The organism is Stutzerimonas sp. 21-1 (genome assembly GCF_056336065.1).
Map to the genome: position 1 here is coordinate 1,240,811 of NZ_CM150500.1, position 16,526 is coordinate 1,257,336.

Below are 16,526 nucleotides of genomic sequence, written 5' to 3' on the forward strand. Positions count from 1 at the left end.
GTAGCAGATGCACGACAACATCATCGGCCTGCTCCGGCAGCTCGCCGGGCAGGGCGTACACCTGGCCCTCAACGCCCAGGGCCAGCTGGTTTCGCAGTCGAGCCAGGAGGCGCTGACGCCCGAGCTGGGTCAGCTGATTCGCGCCAATCGCGACGCCATCGTCCGCTGCCTGCGCGCGCGGCAGGCGTTCGAGGCGCCCATCGAGCCACGTCACGCCGAGATCGGCCCGCTGTCCTCGTCGCAGAGCGGGCTGTGGTTCATCGAGCAGTACCAGGAGCATTCGCACCTGTACAACATGCCGGTGTTCTTCCGCCTCAGCGGCGAGCTGGACGTGGCGGCGCTGGAATTCGCCTTCGACGCCCTGGTGCGGCGCCACGCCAGCCTGCGCACGCGTTTTTTGCGCAACGCCGAGGGCAAGGGCGAGCAGCAGATTCTCGCCCACCGCGGCTTCACCCTGATCCATGAAGACTTCACCGGGCTGGAGGCATCAGCCCGCGAGGCGCGAGTAGCCACACGGGTGCGCGAGGAAATCGAGCGGCCGTTCGATCTCGCCAGCGGCGCGCTGACCCGCGTGCACCTGCTGCGCCTGGGCGCGCGCGAGCACGTGCTGCTGATCAACCAGCACCACATCATTTCCGATGGCTGGTCAGTGAAGAACATGTTCGCCGACCTCAAGACCGCCTTCCTCGCCTACCAGAATCGCCAGCCGCTGGACTGGGGCGAGCCGCCGCTGACGTTCATCGACTACGCGCACTGGTTCAACTCGCCGCTGTTTCGCGACTACCACGCCGAGTACAGGCCGTTCTGGGTCGAGCGCCTGGCCGGCATTCCCGAGGTGCACAGCCTGCCGCTCGACCGGCCGCGCCCGGCGCAGCAGACCAGCGGCGGCGCGCTGGTGTTCTCGACCATCGACAACGGCTTGTGGGCGCGCTTCAAGCAGCTCTGCCAGCGCCACAGCGCTTCGCCGTTCATCGGCCTGCACGCGCTGTTCGCGCTGCTGCTGGCGCGTCACAGCGGCGAGCGCGATATCGTCGTCGGCACCCCGTTGGCCTACCGCGAACGCCCGGACATCGAGGCGCTGGTGGGCTTCTTCGTCAACACCCTGGTGCTGCGCACGCAGCTGCCCGAGCAGCAATCGTTCAGCGACTACCTGCGCCAGTGCCGGCAGGACGATCTGGAGGCCTTCGACCATCAGCTGTACCGCTTCGAGGCGCTCGGCGAGGCGCTGGGCATGGAGCGGCATACGGCGATAAACCCGATCTTCCAGATCATGCTGGTGTATCAGGCGCGGGTCGATTTCAACGACCTGATCCCGGGGTGCGCCGCGGTGGAGGAAACCTCGCCGGCGCTGCCGGCCAAGACCGATATCTCGGTGAAGGTCACTGAGCTGATGGATGCGGTGCGCATCGACTGGCTGTACGCCACCGCGCTGTTCGAGCGCAGCACCGTCGAAGGTTACGCCAGCCGCCTGCTGCGGCTGTTGCAGGCGGTGGTCGCCGACCCCGAGCAGGACATCTGGCAACTGCCACTGCTCGATGACGAACTGCTGCGCGCCACCGGCGAGCGGTTGGCGGCGCTGCCGGCGGGCTACCCGCACGGGCTGACGCCGCTGTCGCTGTTCGAGGACTGGGCGCGCCACCAGCCGCAGGCCGCGGCGCTGCATGAAGGCGCAGGCCACATCAGCTACGCCGAGCTGGATGCGCGGGCCAATCGGCTGGCGCACTGGCTGCAAACCGAGGGCTGCCGGCCGGGGGCGCTGGTTGGCCTGCTGGCGCGGCGCGAGAACGCCTTCGCGGTCGCCGCGCTTGCGGTGTGGAAGGCCGGCTGCGCCTACGTGCCGCTGGACCCGGATTACCCGGCCGAGCGCATCGCCCATATCGTCAGTGATGCCGGGCTCGACCTGCTGCTCGGTGCCGGCGCCGCGCCGTTCGCGCTGGGCGAGCTGCGCTGGGCCGATCTGAACGACCCCGAGCTGGGCGCGCAGCTGGATGCCCAGTCGCCTGCGGCGCCGCCGCGCAGCGACGAGCCGCAGCAGCTGGCGCAGGTGATCTACACCTCCGGTTCCACCGGCCTGCCCAAGGGCGTGATGGTCGAGCACGGCGCGCTGGCCAACCTGCTGCTGGATCATGGCCGCCGTCTGGCCATCGGCCCGGGCGACCGCATGCTCGACTGCATGTCGCTGTCGTTCGACGCCGGCAACATGTGCGCGCTGCTGCCGCTGACCCACGGCGCCTGCCTGCTCTGGGCCGACCCCGGCGAGGGCCTGCTGGACGAGATCGAGCGCACGCGCACTACCCACATGATCTTCGCCACCGCGCTGCTGGCGACGCTGCCGGCGCGGCCGCTGCCGGCGATGAAGGCGGTGGGCTTCGGCGGCGAGGCCTGCCCGGCGGCGCTGGCCGAGCGCTGGGGTCGGCAGTTCCGCCTGATCGACATGTACGGCCCGACCGAGGCCACCGTCACCGCGCTGACCAAGCGTATCGAACCCGGCACGACGCCGAGCATCGGCCGGCCCATCGACGGCATGCAGGCACTGGTACTCGACGCGCACGGCCGGCTCTGCCCGGTCGGCGTACCGGGCGAACTGTGCCTGGCCGGACTGGGCCTGGCGCGCGGCTACCTGAACCAGTCGGAGCGCACCGCCGCGGTGTTCCGCGAGCATGAGATCGCCGGCGTGACGGTGCGGCTGTATCACACCGGCGACCGCGCACGCCTGCTGGCCAACGGCGACTACCAGTACCTCGGCCGCATCGACGAGCAGATCAAGCTGCGCGGCTATCGCATCGAACCCGGCGAGATCGAGGCGCAGCTGGGCATCAGCTGCCCGGCGCTGCAACAGATCAAGGTCATCGTCGCCCGCCAGGGCCAGCGTCAGGCGCTGGTGGCCTACGCCTCGGTCAAAGCGGGTGAAGCCATGCCGGACGCCGACGCCATCCTGCAGGACGTGGCGCGACGCCTGCCGGAATACATGCTGCCGGTGAGGTTGATCCTGCTCGAGCGCATGCCGCTGACCGCCAACGGCAAGCTCGACCTGCGACGTCTGCCGCCGGTGGAACTGGCCGACAGCGCCGTGCTGGTGCCGCCGGCGGACGAGCTGGAAGCGGCGGTGCTGGCGATCTGGCAGGGCGTACTTGAGCAGCCGCTGGGGGTCGAGAGCGACTTCTTCGCCCTCGGCGGCGATTCGATCCTGAGCATCCAGCTGACCACCCGCCTGCGCGATGCCGGGCATGCCTGCACGGTCAGGGAAGTATTCGAGGCGCGCACTGTGCGGCGCCTGTGTCGCGTGCTCGGCCAGCCGCGCGAACACGTGGCGATCCGCGCCGAGCAGGGCGTGCTGGAGGGAGAGGCATTCGCCCTGCAACCGATCCAGCAGTGGTTCTTCGAACAGCCGTTCGCCAGCCCGCAACACTGGAATCAGGGCGTGGTGCTGCGCCTGCCGGCCAACATCGAGGTGGCGCAGTTGATGGACTTCATGCGCCAGCTGCTGGGTCATCACGACGCGCTGCGCCTGGCGGTGGATGCGCGCGGCCAGCGCTATCTGGCGCATCTGCCGTTGAGCGAACCGGCGCGGCTGGATGCGGCAACGCTCGGCGAGGACGGCCTGCAGCAGGCGCTGACCGAGCTGCAGGCGCGTATGCAGCCGGCGCAGGGGCGTCACCTGGCCTGGGCGCTGATCGACAACCTGGCCGGCGACGCGCGCGGGTTGTTCATCGCCGTGCATCATCTGGCCATCGATGCGGTGTCCTGGCGCATCCTGGTCGATGACCTGCGCCGGCTCGCGCGCGGCGAGGCGCTGCCGGCCAAGACCAGCAGCTACCGTCAGTGGGGCGAGGGTCTGGCCGCCTATGCGCGGCGCGCCGAGGCGCAGCTGCCGTACTGGCGTGGCGAGCTGGCCGGCATGCCCGAGGCACCGCCGGCGGGCTGGGCGGGTAGCGGCGCGCCGCGTGAACAGAAGCTGGAACTGAGCGAGGCACTGACGCGCCAGCTGCAGCAGACCGCCCGGCACTTCGCGGTGGACATGCGCGAGCTGCTGCTGGCTGTACTGACCCGCGCGCTGCACGGGCTCGGGCTGGGCGAGCGGCAGTGGATCATGCTCGAAGGTCACGGCCGCGAAGCCATCGACCCGGTGCTGGATGTCAGCCGCACGGTCGGCTGGTTCACCAGCATGTTCCCGCTGGCGCTGCACGATCAGGCGGACTGGCCGCAGCTGCTGCGCCACGCCGCCGAACAGCTGCGGCGCGTGCCGGACAAGGGCGTCGGCTACCTGCCGCTGCGCGCCAATCCTGACTTTCGGCCGCAGCTGCCGTTGCCGGCGGTGGCGCTCAACTACCTCGGCGTTTACCAGAGCGGCACGGATGCCTGGCAGGCGCTGCCCATTGCTCCAGGCCGGCCGAGCGCGGCGGACAACCCCTCGGCGGAGCTGATCAGCCTGCACGGCGGCGTGTTCGACGGCCGCCTGACCCTGCGGCAGATCGGCAATCTGCGCGCCGAGCTGAACTATCAGCTGCTGACTCTGCTGCAGGACAATCTGCTGGCGCTGGCCGAGCACACGGAGGACAGCCATGCATGCGCTTGAGCGGCATTTCACCGAACAGTTCCAGTGCCACGCGGTGCGCCCGGCGCTGGGCTGTCTGGGCGACAGCTTCAGCTACGCCGAGCTGCAGGCGCGGGTCGCGGCCATCGCCATGCAGCTGCGCCAGTGCGGCCTGCGGGCGGGTGAGCGGGTCGGCATCCACCTGCAACGCTCGCCGGATCTGGTCGCCAGCGTGCTGGCCTGCCTGCGCGAAGGGTTGTGCTTCGTGCCGCTGGAACCGGAATTCCCGCACGAACGCCTGCAGGGCATTGCCAGCGATGCGCAGCTGAGCCTGGTGCTGCAGGACCGGCCGGTGGCGTTCGCGCAGCCGACTTGGCAGCTGCGTCCCGGACTGGCCGGCGAGCTGGAATGGCCCGAGCAGGACGAGCGCCTGCCGGCCTACATGATGTTCACCTCCGGCTCCACCGGCCGACCCAAGGGTGTGGTGATCAACCGCGCCGCGCTGGCCAACTTCCTCGCCGCGGCGACCACGCGGCTCGGCATCGGCCCGGCGACGCGCTGGCTGTTCACCACCACCCCGGCGTTCGATATCTCGCTGCTGGAGATGCTCGGTCCGCTGTGGAGCGGCGGCTATGTCGAGGTGATCTGCGCGCCGACCCACAAGGACCCGGTCGAGCTGCTGCAGGTGCTCGAGCGGCGCAGCGATCTCAACACCCTGCAGGCCACCCCGGCGTTCTGGCGCATGCTGCTCAAGGCCGGCTGGCAAGGACGGCCCGGACTGCGGGCGCTGTGCGGCGGCGAGGCGCTGGATGCCACGCTGGCGACCCGTCTGGGCAGCTGCGTGGGCGAATTGTGGAACTGCTACGGACCGACCGAGGCCACGGTGTGGTCGCTGATGGCGCGTATCGAACTGCCGCTCGAAGAGGCCGGCGTACTGCTGCGCCAGTCGCTGGACGGCTACCATCACTGGCTGCTGGACGAGCACGGTGAGGCGGTCGCGCTGGGCGGCGAGGGTGAGCTGTGCATCGAGGGGCCGTCGCTGGCCGATGGCTACTGGCAGCGAGACGACCTCACCGCGCAGGCCTTCATCAACTGGCACGGCAGGCGGCTGTATCGCACCGGCGACCGGGCGCGACGCGTCGGCGAGGATGCCTACCTGTACTGCGGACGGCGTGACGACCAGATCAAGCTGCGCGGTTTTCGTATCGAGCTGGGCGAGATCGAGGCCAGTCTGCGTCGGCTGGCCGGCGTGCAGGACGCCGCGGTGCGACTGCATGGCGAGGGCGATGAGGCCTGTCTGGTGGGTTATGTGGAGCTGTGCGAGGCCGGGGCGCTGAGCCGGGTGGCGATCCGTCGCGAGCTGCAGCGCAGTCTGCCGCACTACATGGTGCCGGGGCGGATTGTGCTGCTGGAGTGTTTGCCGAAAACGGCCAGCGGGAAGATTGATCGCAAGCGGTTGCTGGAGGTGGTGTGAGGAAGGTGGCGCTGCGGGCCATCCTGCGACTGTCACTTCGCTACGCTCCGTATCTGGTTGCTCGCCGAGAACCGTAGGGTGGAAAACCGCGCAGCGTTTTCCACCTTGTGAGGTAGGTTCCGGCGTGTGTCTCGGTGGATGACGCCGCGCTTTCCTCGGCTGGGTCTACAGGTTGCGCCTTGCACGGCGCCTCACTTTTCTTTGCTCGCGGATCGCCGCCCGGCGCAAAGAAAAGTAAGCAAAAGAAAGCGCGCCCCTGCATCCGGCCCTGCGCTGCGCGCAGGGTTCGTTCGCTCCGTCGCCTCTCCAGGGGTCGGCTTACAAGGGCCATCCATGGCCCTTTAAGCCTTTCGCCGCATCCATGCGGCTCAACCCCTTACACAGCGACTCCGCTCACCCTCCTGAAGGGGAATTGGGTGCTGCCTGGCAGGCCGTGCAGAGAAAAGCCAAGCGAAAGCCAAAGCCAAGTACAGCGAAGCCGGCTTCTCGATCTTCCAGGCGACTCGGACTCTGATCCCGTCAGGAGGCCGAGTAGGAGGGGGGACGCGAGGCATGAACGCCGAGCGAGTCACGAGGGACGGGGCCGCCTAGGCAGGGACGTCCCTTCGTGACGTGCCCCCGGAGCGGCATCGGAAGGAGGGGAGTCTGGCCGCGAAGCGGTCAGACCCGGATGTCGGGTGCCCTTCTTCTTTGGCTACTTTATTGTTGGGCCGGGCGCCGATCCGCAAGCAACAAGAAAGTGACGCGGCCGGGGGTCGAAACCAGAGGCATCAGCACACGCGGAAATCGCCTTAACCTCCAACGCAAACCGAAACGAGCTGGCCCCAAATCTGCACTTCATAGGTACAAACGAAGCCCCGGTCGGGCCGCCGACCATCCCGCCCCGATCCTCAGTCCCTCACTACCACCTCAGCATCCATCTTCCCCAACAAATTCTCGATATCCTCGATCACCTGCAGCGCCGCCATCGGCCCGCCAAGCGATGTCCACAACGACCCGTCCACCGCACCGAAGCGCCTCGCCTGAATGGCCGACAGCTGGCGGAACGCCGGCGTCTGCTCGGCCTGATTCATCGCCTCGACCGCCTCGCCGCTGGTCGCCAGCGTGCCGATCACCAGCCAGTCGGCATCCAGCAGTTCCAGCGATTCCAGGCTCAACGCCATCGAGTGGGTGTGACCGCGGTCCTGCTGGTGGGCGGGGCGGCGCAGCCCGACATCTTCGGCGACGGTACTGGCGAAGGCATCCTTGAACATGTACGACGGCCCCTTGGGGTTCCAGCGCACGATGCTCAGCGTCTCGCCCTGATGCTCGCGCAGGCGCTGGCGTGCTTCTTCGACGCGTGCCCGATAGCGCTCCAGCACGGCCTTGGCTTCGGCTTCCTTGTTCAGCGCCTGCGCGGTGCGCTGCATGCTTTCCTGCCAGGGGCGCGCCCAGTTGAAGGTGATCACCGTCGGCGCGATTTCGTTGAGGATCGCCAGCTGTTCCGGCTTCACCGGGCCGGTGAGGATCAGGTCGGGTTGCAGCTCCAGCAGCGTCTCCAGATTCGGGTTGTCGATATCGCCGACGACCTCGATGCCGGCCGGCAGCTTGCCGTCCAGATAGCGTGGCGGCGCTGCCTGGCCGCGGCCGTTGATGGTGCCGACCGGGGTGACGCCGAGGGTCAGTGCGGTGTCCAGGTCGATCTCGCTGAGGGTGATCACCCGCTTGGGCGCGTCCGGCAGCGTGACGGTATTGCCGAGCGCATCGGTCATCTGCCGAGCGTCGGCCTGGGCCGGCAGGGCGAGCAGGCCGGCGAGCAGCGCGGCGGCGAGGCTCCAGGATCTCTTGAGGGTCATTGCATGCCTTCCTTTTCGGGGTGTTCGTGGCGCAGCGGTTGCGGTGTGGCGGCGCCCTGGCGGCGGCGCGGCACGATCACCGGGGCGCCGTCGCCGGGGGCGTGGAGGATGTCGACATCGGTGTCGTAGAGGCGGTCGACCAGCGCCTTGGTCATCACCTGCCGTGCCGGGCCGATGGCCTGCACGCGGCCGTCGGCGAGGGCGATCAGCTCGTCGCAATAGCGCGCGGCGATACCCAGGTCGTGGATGACGATGAGCACCGTGCGCCCGGCAGCTGCGATGCGGTACACGGCCTCCATCACCTCGGCCTGGTGGCCGATGTCCAGCGCGCTGGTGGGTTCGTCGAGCAGGATCAGGTCGGTGTTCTGCGCCAGGATCATCCCCAGCCAGGCCCGTTGCGCCTGGCCGCCGGAGAGCGAGGTGGCGCTGCGCTGCCAGATGGCGTCGAGCTGCATCGCCTCGCGGGCGCGGGCGACCTGGCGGGCGTCTTCCTCGCTCCACTGGTTGAACCAGCCCTGATGCGGGTGGCGGCCGTACTGCACCAGTTGCTCGACGCGGATGCCTTCGGCCAGCACCGGCCGTTGCGGCAGGAAGGCCAGCTCGCGCGCCAGCGCCTTGAGCGAATAGTGCGTCAGTGGCTTGCCGTGGATTTCCACCGTGCCGCGCTGCAGCGGTAACTGGCGGGCGAGCAGTTTGAGCAGCGTGGATTTGCCGCTGCCATTGGGACCAACGATGCCGATCAGCTTGCCGCGCGGCAGGCTGAAGGACACGTCGTCGAGCACCACCTTGTCCTGATAGGCGAAATGCAGGTTCTCTGCACGCAGGGCAGTCATCAGTCAGCTCCTCGTCTGTCCTTGATCAAGAGGCCGAGCAGCAGGATGCCGCCGAGCAGGCGCGTCATGATTCCGGTGGGGATTTCTTCGGGTTGGGCGAGCACGCGCACCAGCGTATCGCTGCCGAGCAGCAGCACCGCGCCGCACAGCGCCGACAGCCAGATCGGTGCGAGGTTGTCGCGCGCCAGCCACGAGGCGAGGATCGGCGCGGCCATGGCGATGAACACCACCGGCCCGCCGATGGCCGTGCCCAGGGCCGCCACCAGAATCGCCAGGGCGAGCACGCCAAGCTGGATCGCCGGCACGCGGATGCCGAGGTTCTGCGCGGTGGCATCACCGAAGCGCAGCAGCGCCAGCGGCCGGTTGACCAGCGCCAGCAGCGGGCAGAGCAGCGCCAGCAGCACGGCGATGGGATTGACCGTCTGGTAGCTGATGCCGGCGAAGTGGCCCATCGTCCACAGGTAGATGCTGCCCAGATGTACCAGCGGCTGAGTCGACATGGCGAAGTCGCCGATGGCGCCGAGCAGCTCGGACAGTGCGATGCCGATGACGATGAACAGGTAGCCCTGCTCGCCGGGACGCCGGCATAGGGCGAACAGCGCGGCGGCGGCCAGCAGAGCGCCGAGCGGCGAGGCCCACCAGGGCCAGTTGCCGAGCGTCAGGTAGAGGGCGAAGGCGACCACGGCGAGCGAGGCGCCCTCGTTCACGCCGATCATGTCCGGCGTGGCCAGGCGGTTGCGCACCAGGGTCTGGATCAGGCAGCCGGCCATGCCCATGGCCAGTCCGGCGACGATGGCCGCCGCGACCCGCGGCAGGCGCAGCTTGAACACCATGATCTCCTGCAGCTTGCTGCCGTTGCCGGTCAGCGTGGCCAGCACGTCGCGCACACCGAGGTTGCCGCTGCCCAGGCTGATCGCCAGCACGGCGAGGGCGGCCAGCAGCAGCGACAGCAGGCCGAACATCAGCCAGTTGCGCCGGTGCAGCAGCAGGCTCAGGCCGCCGATGCGCAGCGTCCAGACGCCGGAAGGATTGGCAATGGGCAGCATCGGCTACCTCACCGTCAGCAGGGAACGGAAGCCGCCGCGCAGCACGATGGCGATCAGCGCCGGCGCGCCGAGTGCCGCCAGCAGCGTGCCGACCGGCAGCTCGTAGGGTTGCAGCAGCCAGCGCGCCAGCACATCGGCGGCGAGCAGGAAGAGCATGCCGAACAGCGTGGAGAACAGCAGCTGGCGCAACAGCGCCACCGGCTCGAGCAGCCGCGCGCAGTAGGCGGCGAGGAAACCGACGAAGCCCACCGGGCCGGCCAGCGAAATGGCGCAGGCGGTGAGCAGGGTGGACGCTGCCAGCACGCCGAGGCGCACCCAACTGGTGTGGATGCCCAGCGCACGCGCCTGGCTGTCGCCCATCTGCATCAGCGTCAGCTGCCGGCACAACAGTGCCGCGAGGATCAGCCCGAGCACGGCGAGCGGGGCGACGGTGGCGAGCGCGTCGAGGCGCGAGGCGGACAGCGAGCCGAGGTTCCAGAAACGGAACTGCTCGAGCGCCACGCGGGTGGACAACAGCAGGTAGTTCGCCAGTCCGCCGAAGATGGCGCCCAGCGCCACGCCGGCGAGAATCAGTTTGAGCGGGCTGGCCTGGCCGAGCATCAGGCCGACGCCGAGCACCACCAGATTGCCCAGCAGCGCGCCGAGCCCGGACCAGAGCAGGTAGCCCTGGGTCGACTCGACGCCGAAATAGATCAGGCCGATCACCAGCCCGAGTACCGCACCGGCATTCACGCCGAGCAGGCCGGGTTCGGCCAGAGGGTTGCGCGTCGCGCTCTGCAGCAGCGAGGCGGCGATCGCCAGACTCGCACCCACCACCAGCGCGGCGAAGGTGCGCGGCAGGCGCAGGGTATCGACGACCATGGCCAGCTTGTCGTCCGCCACGTACTCGGGCGCACCGAGCAGGTAGCCGAGCACCGCGTCGGCGCCATACACGCCGGCACCGGTGGCCAGCGACAGGGCCAGCAACACCAGCAGAAGGGCAGCGCCGACACCGAGGGTGGCCTTCTGGAAGACCGGCATCGTCGAATCAGTTCGCATGGTGCATCGCTATTGGCTCCGGTAGCCCGGCGTCGCCGCCGGGCCGGGGATGGGTCAGATGTCGTAGTTGAAACCGACGAACAAGGTGCGGCCCATGAGGATGTTATCGACCGACTGGGCGACGTCGTCGCGTTTTTCGTTGGTCAGGTTGTTCATCCCCGCGCGCAGCGACAGCTCCTGCGTCGCCTGGTACTTGGCGCCCAGGTTCAGCTGATGGAAGGCGCCGCTCTCGACGTTGGGTTCGGCCGCCGAGACGTATAGCAGCTGGCTGCCGGTGTACTGGTAGTCGAGGTTCAGCCCGAGTCTGGGCATAGCCTGCCAGTCGACGCCGAGGTTGGCGACATGCTGCGGTGAGTTGCGGATCGCTTCGTCGGTGTCGCGATCCTCGGCATCCGAGTAGGTGTAGTTGCCGCGAAGGCCGATGGAGTCGGTCAGTGCGTAACGACCGTGCAGTTCGTAGCCCTGCACGCGCGCCTTGCTGACGTTGCTGTAGGTCATCACCGGCGGACGGTAGCCGACGCGCCAGGTGTCGGTGACGATCATGTCTTCGATGTCGTTGTGGAAGAACATGATGCCGGCTTCCAGACGCTCGTCCTGGTAGAGCGTGCCGATCTCGTAACTGGTCGCGGTTTCCGGCTTGAGGTCGGGGTTGCCGATCAGCGTGCACATGCCGCGACAGGCCAGTACGCCGTAGGTTTCGTCCGACTGGTAGATGCTCGGCGCCTTGAACGACTTGCCGGCGCCGCCCTTGATCACCCAGTTGTCGGTGAGGTTGTAGACGCCGTAGGCGCGTGGGCTGAACTCGCCGCCGAAGGTGTCGTGGTCGTCCCAGCGGCCGCCGAGGGTAATGTCCAGGTCGCCGAGGGAGAACTCGTCCTGCAGGTAGAGCGCCTTCTGGTCGACTTCGGTGTCCGCACCGAGGTTCTGGTTATGCGCCAGCTCGGTGCGCCGCCATTCGCTGCCGACAGTGAACAGATGGCTGCCGAGAGAGGCGCTGAGCTGGCCGTCGACGGTGTGGTTCTTCTGCTGGATATCGCCCTTCATGCCGCGCAGATTGGTCATGATCTGCGAGTCGTCCATCAGATCGACGTCTTCGTAGTAGTAGCGTACGCGGGTGTTGAAGCCGTCCCAGTTGCCGCTGTGGCCGAGGCCGAAGCTCCAGCGCTCCATCTCCTGCACGTTGGTGACGACGGCACCGAAGTTGTTCCAGTCGGCCTCGCGGTCGTCCTTGCGATGGGTGAAATCGAGGTCGACGGTCTGGCGCTCGTCCAGCAGCCAGCTCAGTGAGCCGAGAACGCTGCCGTTCTGCCGCTGCTCCACGGCATCGGTGTCGGGGTTGACGGTCTGCTCGCTCAGCCAGGCGGCCTGGTCGGTTTTCTCGACGAACAGATTGCCGCGCAGTTTGCCGTCGATCAGCGCGCCGCTGACATAGCCGCTGCTAGTGTGGCTGTCGCCGGAATCGCCCTCGCTGGGGTGTTCGTAGGTGTAGGCGATGCCGGCGCGGGTTTCGTCGGTCGCCTGACGCAGGATCACGTTGACCACGCCGCCCAGTGCATCGGCGCCGTACAGCGAGGACATCGGCCCGCGGACCACTTCGATGCGCTCAATGGCGGCCATCGGGATCGACGACAGGTCGAAGTCATTGGCGTAGTTGGAGGAGAGTGCATCGCGCGAGTTGATGCGCCGGCCGTTGACCAGCAGCAGGGTGTAGTCCGAATCCATGCCGCGCAGCTTGATTTCCTTGCGGCCATAGGTGGAGGACGGGTTGATGTGCACGCCCGGCAGGTACTTGACCGCATCGGCCAGATTGTAGACCGGCAGCTTGTCTAGCTCCTCGCGGGTGACCACCGAGACGCTGGCCGGTGCGCTGAGTTCGCTGTGGGCGGTCTGGGTGGCGGTGATGACTTCGTTTTTCAGGGTGACCGGGGTATCAGCCAGCGCTGCCAGCGGCAGCAGGCTGCCGAGCAGGGTCAGAGAAAGATGACGGGGGCGGCTGATTCTTCGTACAAGCTGCATGTGCAGGCTCCGTTGCCAAGTAGTTGTTGTACAGCGCGGACTGATCACGATTCCCCGGCAGGTTGGGTCCTGCCTTCTTGTGTATTGCCGGCGGCGGCCGCTGTGCGTGCGTGAATCGCGCGCAGCAGCAACAGCACGCCGATGCCAGCGGTGGTACCGGCGCCGGCATAGAGCCAGGCCAGGTCTTCGAAGCCGACCAGGCGACGCCCGGCGTCTTCGCTGAGGTAGGCCGCCGAGAACAGGCTGCCGAGGCCGGCAGCTATGTTCGATACGGTGCTCTGCAGCGCCATGAAGGCGGCGCGCTGCTCGGGCCGTGGAATGGCGGCGGCGATGGTCAGCGTGCTGCTGCTGCGCACCGCGCCGAGCGCCATGAACAGGGTGAACACCAGATACAGCGATAGCCCGAGCGGCAGCGCGAAACCAAGCAGGGTGATGGCGGCCAGGCAGCCGCTGCTGAGCAGCACCACCGCTACGGCGTTGCCACGGTCGATCAGCACGCCGCCCAGGTGCATCGCCGCCAGGCTGGCGAGGCCGCCGCACAGGTAGAGCAGGCCGATGTGCTGGCGCGGAAAATCCAGGTTGAACTGGAAGTAGTTGGAGAAGTGCGGCACCAGCAGGAAGTGGCCGAACATCTGCAGCGCCACGATCAGCAGCGCGCCCTGGCACAGCGGGGCGCGCAGCAGCGGCCACAGGCGCGTCGCGCTGCGCGCGTGGGCCGGCGGCGTGGGGAACAGTCGCAGGCAGAGCAACGCGAGCAGCACGCCGGCACCGCCGAACAGCACGAAAGGCATCTGCCAACCGCCGCGCGCGGCGAGTTCCAGCGCCAGCGGCGTGATCACGATGGCCGCCAGCGAGTAGCCCATGGCGACGTAGGCGAGCTTGCGACCGCGTTCGGCGGGCGGAATCAGGTCGAGCATCGCCGCCATCAACACCGCGCCCATGGGGCCGGCAACCAGGCCGGACAGCACGAACAACACGATCAGTTGCTGCGGCCCGCTGGCCAGCGCGCAAGCCAGCAACAGGCCGAAACGCAATGCCAGCAGGCCGATCAGCGCGCGCTTGCGCTCCAGGCGATCGAGCCAGGCGGCGCTCAGTGCCGCGCTCAGCGCGGCGGCCAGCGTGGCGCCGCCGGCGAGGTAGCCGACGTGGCTGGCCTGCATGCCCAGCGCCCGCACGAAATCCGGACCGAGCGGCATCACCATCATCAGGCTGCCGATCGACAGCATGTTGATCAGCATGGCCAGGTGAACGGCGGCTTTCGATTGTCGATCAGCGTCCATCTGCATCGCACTCGGGTGGCTAGGGCGGCAGCATGGTAGGCAATCTCAAACGCTATTTCAAATACTAATCGTTCTCATCTTTGCGGCAAATTGCCATCGCACGATGTGCCGTCCGATGTGCGCATTCCTGCTGGCGCGCGTGAACGTGGCGTGGCGACGGCACGTGCCGGCCGTTGTGAGGGCGGTAGAATGCCGCGCGATAATGCCTTCATCGCGGAGAATCCATGCACGCCGACGCGCTCGCCACCCTGCAAAAACTGCTGTTAGACGGCCTCGACCCGGCGCCGGAGGAAACGCGCCGGCTGTTTCATGGCCGCGGGCGTTGCTGGCCGGGCCTCGAACACATCACGGTCGACTGGCTGCAGGGCGTGCTGCTGGTGGCGTTGTTCCGCGCGCCGGAGGCTGCGCAGCTGGACGCACTGAAGCAGCTGCTGCGTGCGTTGGGGCAAACGCCGGCATGGCAAAGCAGCCAGGCGCAATCGCTGTTGCTGCAGCACCGCTACCTGCCGGACAGCCCCACCGAGGCGTTGCTGGGCGAGCTGCCGGCCGAGTGGCTGATCCGCGAAAACGGTCTGCGTTACAAGCTGGATCTGGGCCGCAAGCAGAACAATGGGCTGTTTCTCGACATGCGTTACGGTCGCCGCTGGGTGCAGGAGAACGCGCGCGAGCGGCGCGTGCTGAACCTGTTCGCCTACACCTGCGGCTTTTCCGTCGCGGCAATTGCCGGTGGTGCGCAGCACGTGGTCAACCTGGACATGGCCAGCGCGGCGCTGACCCGCGGCCGCGAAAATCACCGCCTGAACGGACACGACCTGTCCCGGGTGAGCTTCCTGGGCCACGAACTGTTCAAGTCCTGGGGCAAGGTGAAGAAGCTCGGGCCGTATGACCTGATCATCATCGACCCGCCGTCGTTCCAGAAGGGCAGCTTCGTCCTGAGTACCGATTACCGGAAGATACTGCGGCGCCTGCCGGAACTGCTCGATGCGCACGGCGAGGTGCTCGCCTGCATCAACGACCCGGACATCGGCCCGGACTTTCTCATTGACGAGATGGCCGCCGAAGCGCCGCAACTGCGCTTCGTGCGGCGGCTGGAGAACCCGCCGGAATTTCCCGACATCAGCGCGGACAGCGGGCTGAAGGCATTGCTGTTCGCGCGCAGCGACTAATCGTTTCCGGCCTGGACGGCGCAGTCCGGCTCGGCGGTGAAGGTGCGCGAGGCATCCACCGGACCCAGCTTCTCCAGCGTGCGGCGGCCGAGCAGCACCGGATAAAGCATGTCGTCACGGTCGTTGAGCGAGAATTCCTCCTCGTAGACCTGCTTGCCCAGACACACCTTCATCTTGACCACCGGGCGATCTTCCTTGCCGGCCGCGCCGCGTACGGTCAGCTCGCGCTCGATCTTGCGTTCGACCCGGCTATCGACCCGTTTATCGGTGTTGATGTCCTTCATGTCGAGATCGAAGCGCACCCACTTTTCGCCGTCCTTCTCGAAGCGATCGATGTTCTCGGCGTGCATCGAGGAGGTCAGCGCGCCGGTATCGAGCTTGAATTTCACCGCGACGCCATCGGGCAGGATCAGGCCTTTCTCGACCCAGCCCAGCACCGGGCGTGAATCGGCGAGCGCGGTGGCGCTGAACCAGACGAGGAGCGAGGCGAGCCCGCAGAGCAGGCGGCGCGAATGGGGTTGATGCAAGGGCATACGGTTTCCTCGACGAACGACGGACGTGGAAAAGTAGAGTCGTCGAGGTCGTGATTGTTCAGTCGGTTGTCGCAGCCGGCGGGGTGAGGCCGCAGCCCTTGAGAATGATCTGGATGAGGTTGTCGGTAGCCACGGCGAAGTCCTGGCGCGTCATGCGCTTGCCGCCGATGCGGCGAATCTGGTCGGAGAAATCGGCGTAGTGCTGCGTGCTGCTCCAGATCAGGAAGATCAGGTGCATGGGGTCCACCGGGTCCATCTTGCCGGCGGCGATCCACGCCTCGAACACGGCCGTGCGACCGCGGAACCAGTCGCGATAGTCTTGGCCGAAATGCTCGGCAAGGCACTCCGAGCCGCTGATGACCTCCATCGCGAAGATCTTCGAGGCCTGCGGATGGCGCCGGGAGAATTCCATCTTCATGCGGATGTAGTTGGCCAGGGCGATCGCCGGATCATCCTCGGCGTGCATGTCGTCGAACGCGGTGTCCCACAGTTCGAGGATGTGGCGCATCACCTCGACGTACAGCCCGAGCTTGCTGCTGAAGTAATAGTGCAGGTTGGCCTTGGGCAGCCCGGCGCGGGTGGCAATGGCGTTCATGCTGGTGCCCTTGAAGCCGTAGCGGGCGAACTCGGCTGCGGCGGCGGCGAGGATGGTTTCCTCGTTCTTCTGGCGGATGCGACCGGCGGGTTTGCCGGGTACGGCTGGGGTGTCGTGCTCGTTCATGGTTCTGGCTCGCGTAGGTGGCGCATCCGGCGGACTTGGCTTGACGCCGA

11 protein-coding genes are annotated in these 16,526 nt (G+C 67.5%); 3 read left to right on the plus strand and 8 right to left on the minus strand.

Annotated features, from left to right (window positions below):
* The first annotated feature begins 7 nt into the window (after positions 1-7).
* Positions 8-4,576: an amino acid adenylation domain-containing protein gene (locus tag AC0ZJQ_RS06150; protein ID WP_476477502.1), complete on the plus strand. Its 4,569-nt coding sequence runs from the start codon at positions 8-10 to the stop codon at positions 4,574-4,576.
* Entirely contained in the window at positions 4,563-6,008 is a 1,446-nt protein-coding gene (locus AC0ZJQ_RS06155; protein WP_476477503.1) for an amino acid adenylation domain-containing protein, read from the plus strand. The genes AC0ZJQ_RS06150 and AC0ZJQ_RS06155 overlap by 14 nt, the downstream gene beginning before the upstream one ends.
* A gap of 890 nt (positions 6,009-6,898) precedes the next feature.
* Here AC0ZJQ_RS06155 and AC0ZJQ_RS06160 read toward each other — a convergent pair.
* The 6 genes from AC0ZJQ_RS06160 to AC0ZJQ_RS06185 are packed head-to-tail and all read right to left on the minus strand — an operon-like array spanning position 6,899 to position 14,056.
* Positions 6,899-7,843 carry an ABC transporter substrate-binding protein gene (locus AC0ZJQ_RS06160; RefSeq protein WP_476477504.1) on the minus strand — a complete coding sequence of 315 codons (945 nt, stop codon included), beginning with the start codon at positions 7,841-7,843 and terminating at the stop codon, positions 6,899-6,901.
* Complete coding sequence (locus tag AC0ZJQ_RS06165; RefSeq protein ID WP_476477505.1) at positions 7,840-8,676, minus strand: ABC transporter ATP-binding protein; 837 nt, start codon at positions 8,674-8,676, stop codon at positions 7,840-7,842. Before AC0ZJQ_RS06165 ends, AC0ZJQ_RS06160 begins: the two co-directional genes overlap by 4 nt.
* Positions 8,676-9,722 (minus strand): FecCD family ABC transporter permease, encoded by a 1,047-nt coding sequence (locus tag AC0ZJQ_RS06170; protein ID WP_476477506.1) that lies wholly within the window; start codon positions 9,720-9,722, stop codon positions 8,676-8,678. The genes AC0ZJQ_RS06165 and AC0ZJQ_RS06170 overlap by 1 nt, the downstream gene beginning before the upstream one ends.
* Before the next feature lie 3 nt (positions 9,723-9,725).
* Complete coding sequence (locus AC0ZJQ_RS06175) at positions 9,726-10,760, minus strand: FecCD family ABC transporter permease (protein ID WP_476477507.1); 1,035 nt, start codon at positions 10,758-10,760, stop codon at positions 9,726-9,728.
* A 54-nt stretch (positions 10,761-10,814) separates the two neighbouring features.
* Positions 10,815-12,776, minus strand: coding sequence for a TonB-dependent receptor domain-containing protein (locus AC0ZJQ_RS06180; RefSeq protein WP_476477508.1), 1,962 nt, complete (start codon positions 12,774-12,776; stop codon positions 10,815-10,817).
* 44 nt (positions 12,777-12,820) lie between these two features.
* A complete protein-coding gene (locus AC0ZJQ_RS06185; protein ID WP_476477509.1) occupies positions 12,821-14,056 on the minus strand; it encodes an MFS transporter in 1,236 nt (411 codons plus the stop codon).
* Positions 14,057-14,280: 224 nt separating this feature from the next.
* On the opposite strand from AC0ZJQ_RS06185, the gene AC0ZJQ_RS06190 reads away from it, so the two are divergent.
* A complete protein-coding gene (locus AC0ZJQ_RS06190; protein ID WP_476477510.1) occupies positions 14,281-15,222 on the plus strand; it encodes a class I SAM-dependent methyltransferase in 942 nt (313 codons plus the stop codon).
* On the opposite strand, the gene rloA3 is transcribed toward AC0ZJQ_RS06190, so the two are convergent.
* Entirely contained in the window at positions 15,219-15,755 is a 537-nt protein-coding gene (rloA3, locus tag AC0ZJQ_RS06195) for a retropepsin-like aspartic peptidase RloA3 (RefSeq protein ID WP_476477511.1), read from the minus strand. The two genes, AC0ZJQ_RS06190 and rloA3, sit on opposite strands and share 4 nt — an antisense overlap.
* Before the next feature lie 58 nt (positions 15,756-15,813).
* Positions 15,814-16,476: a TetR family transcriptional regulator C-terminal domain-containing protein gene (locus AC0ZJQ_RS06200; protein ID WP_476477512.1), complete on the minus strand. Its 663-nt coding sequence runs from the start codon at positions 16,474-16,476 to the stop codon at positions 15,814-15,816.
* Positions 16,477-16,526: the final 50 nt, after the last annotated feature.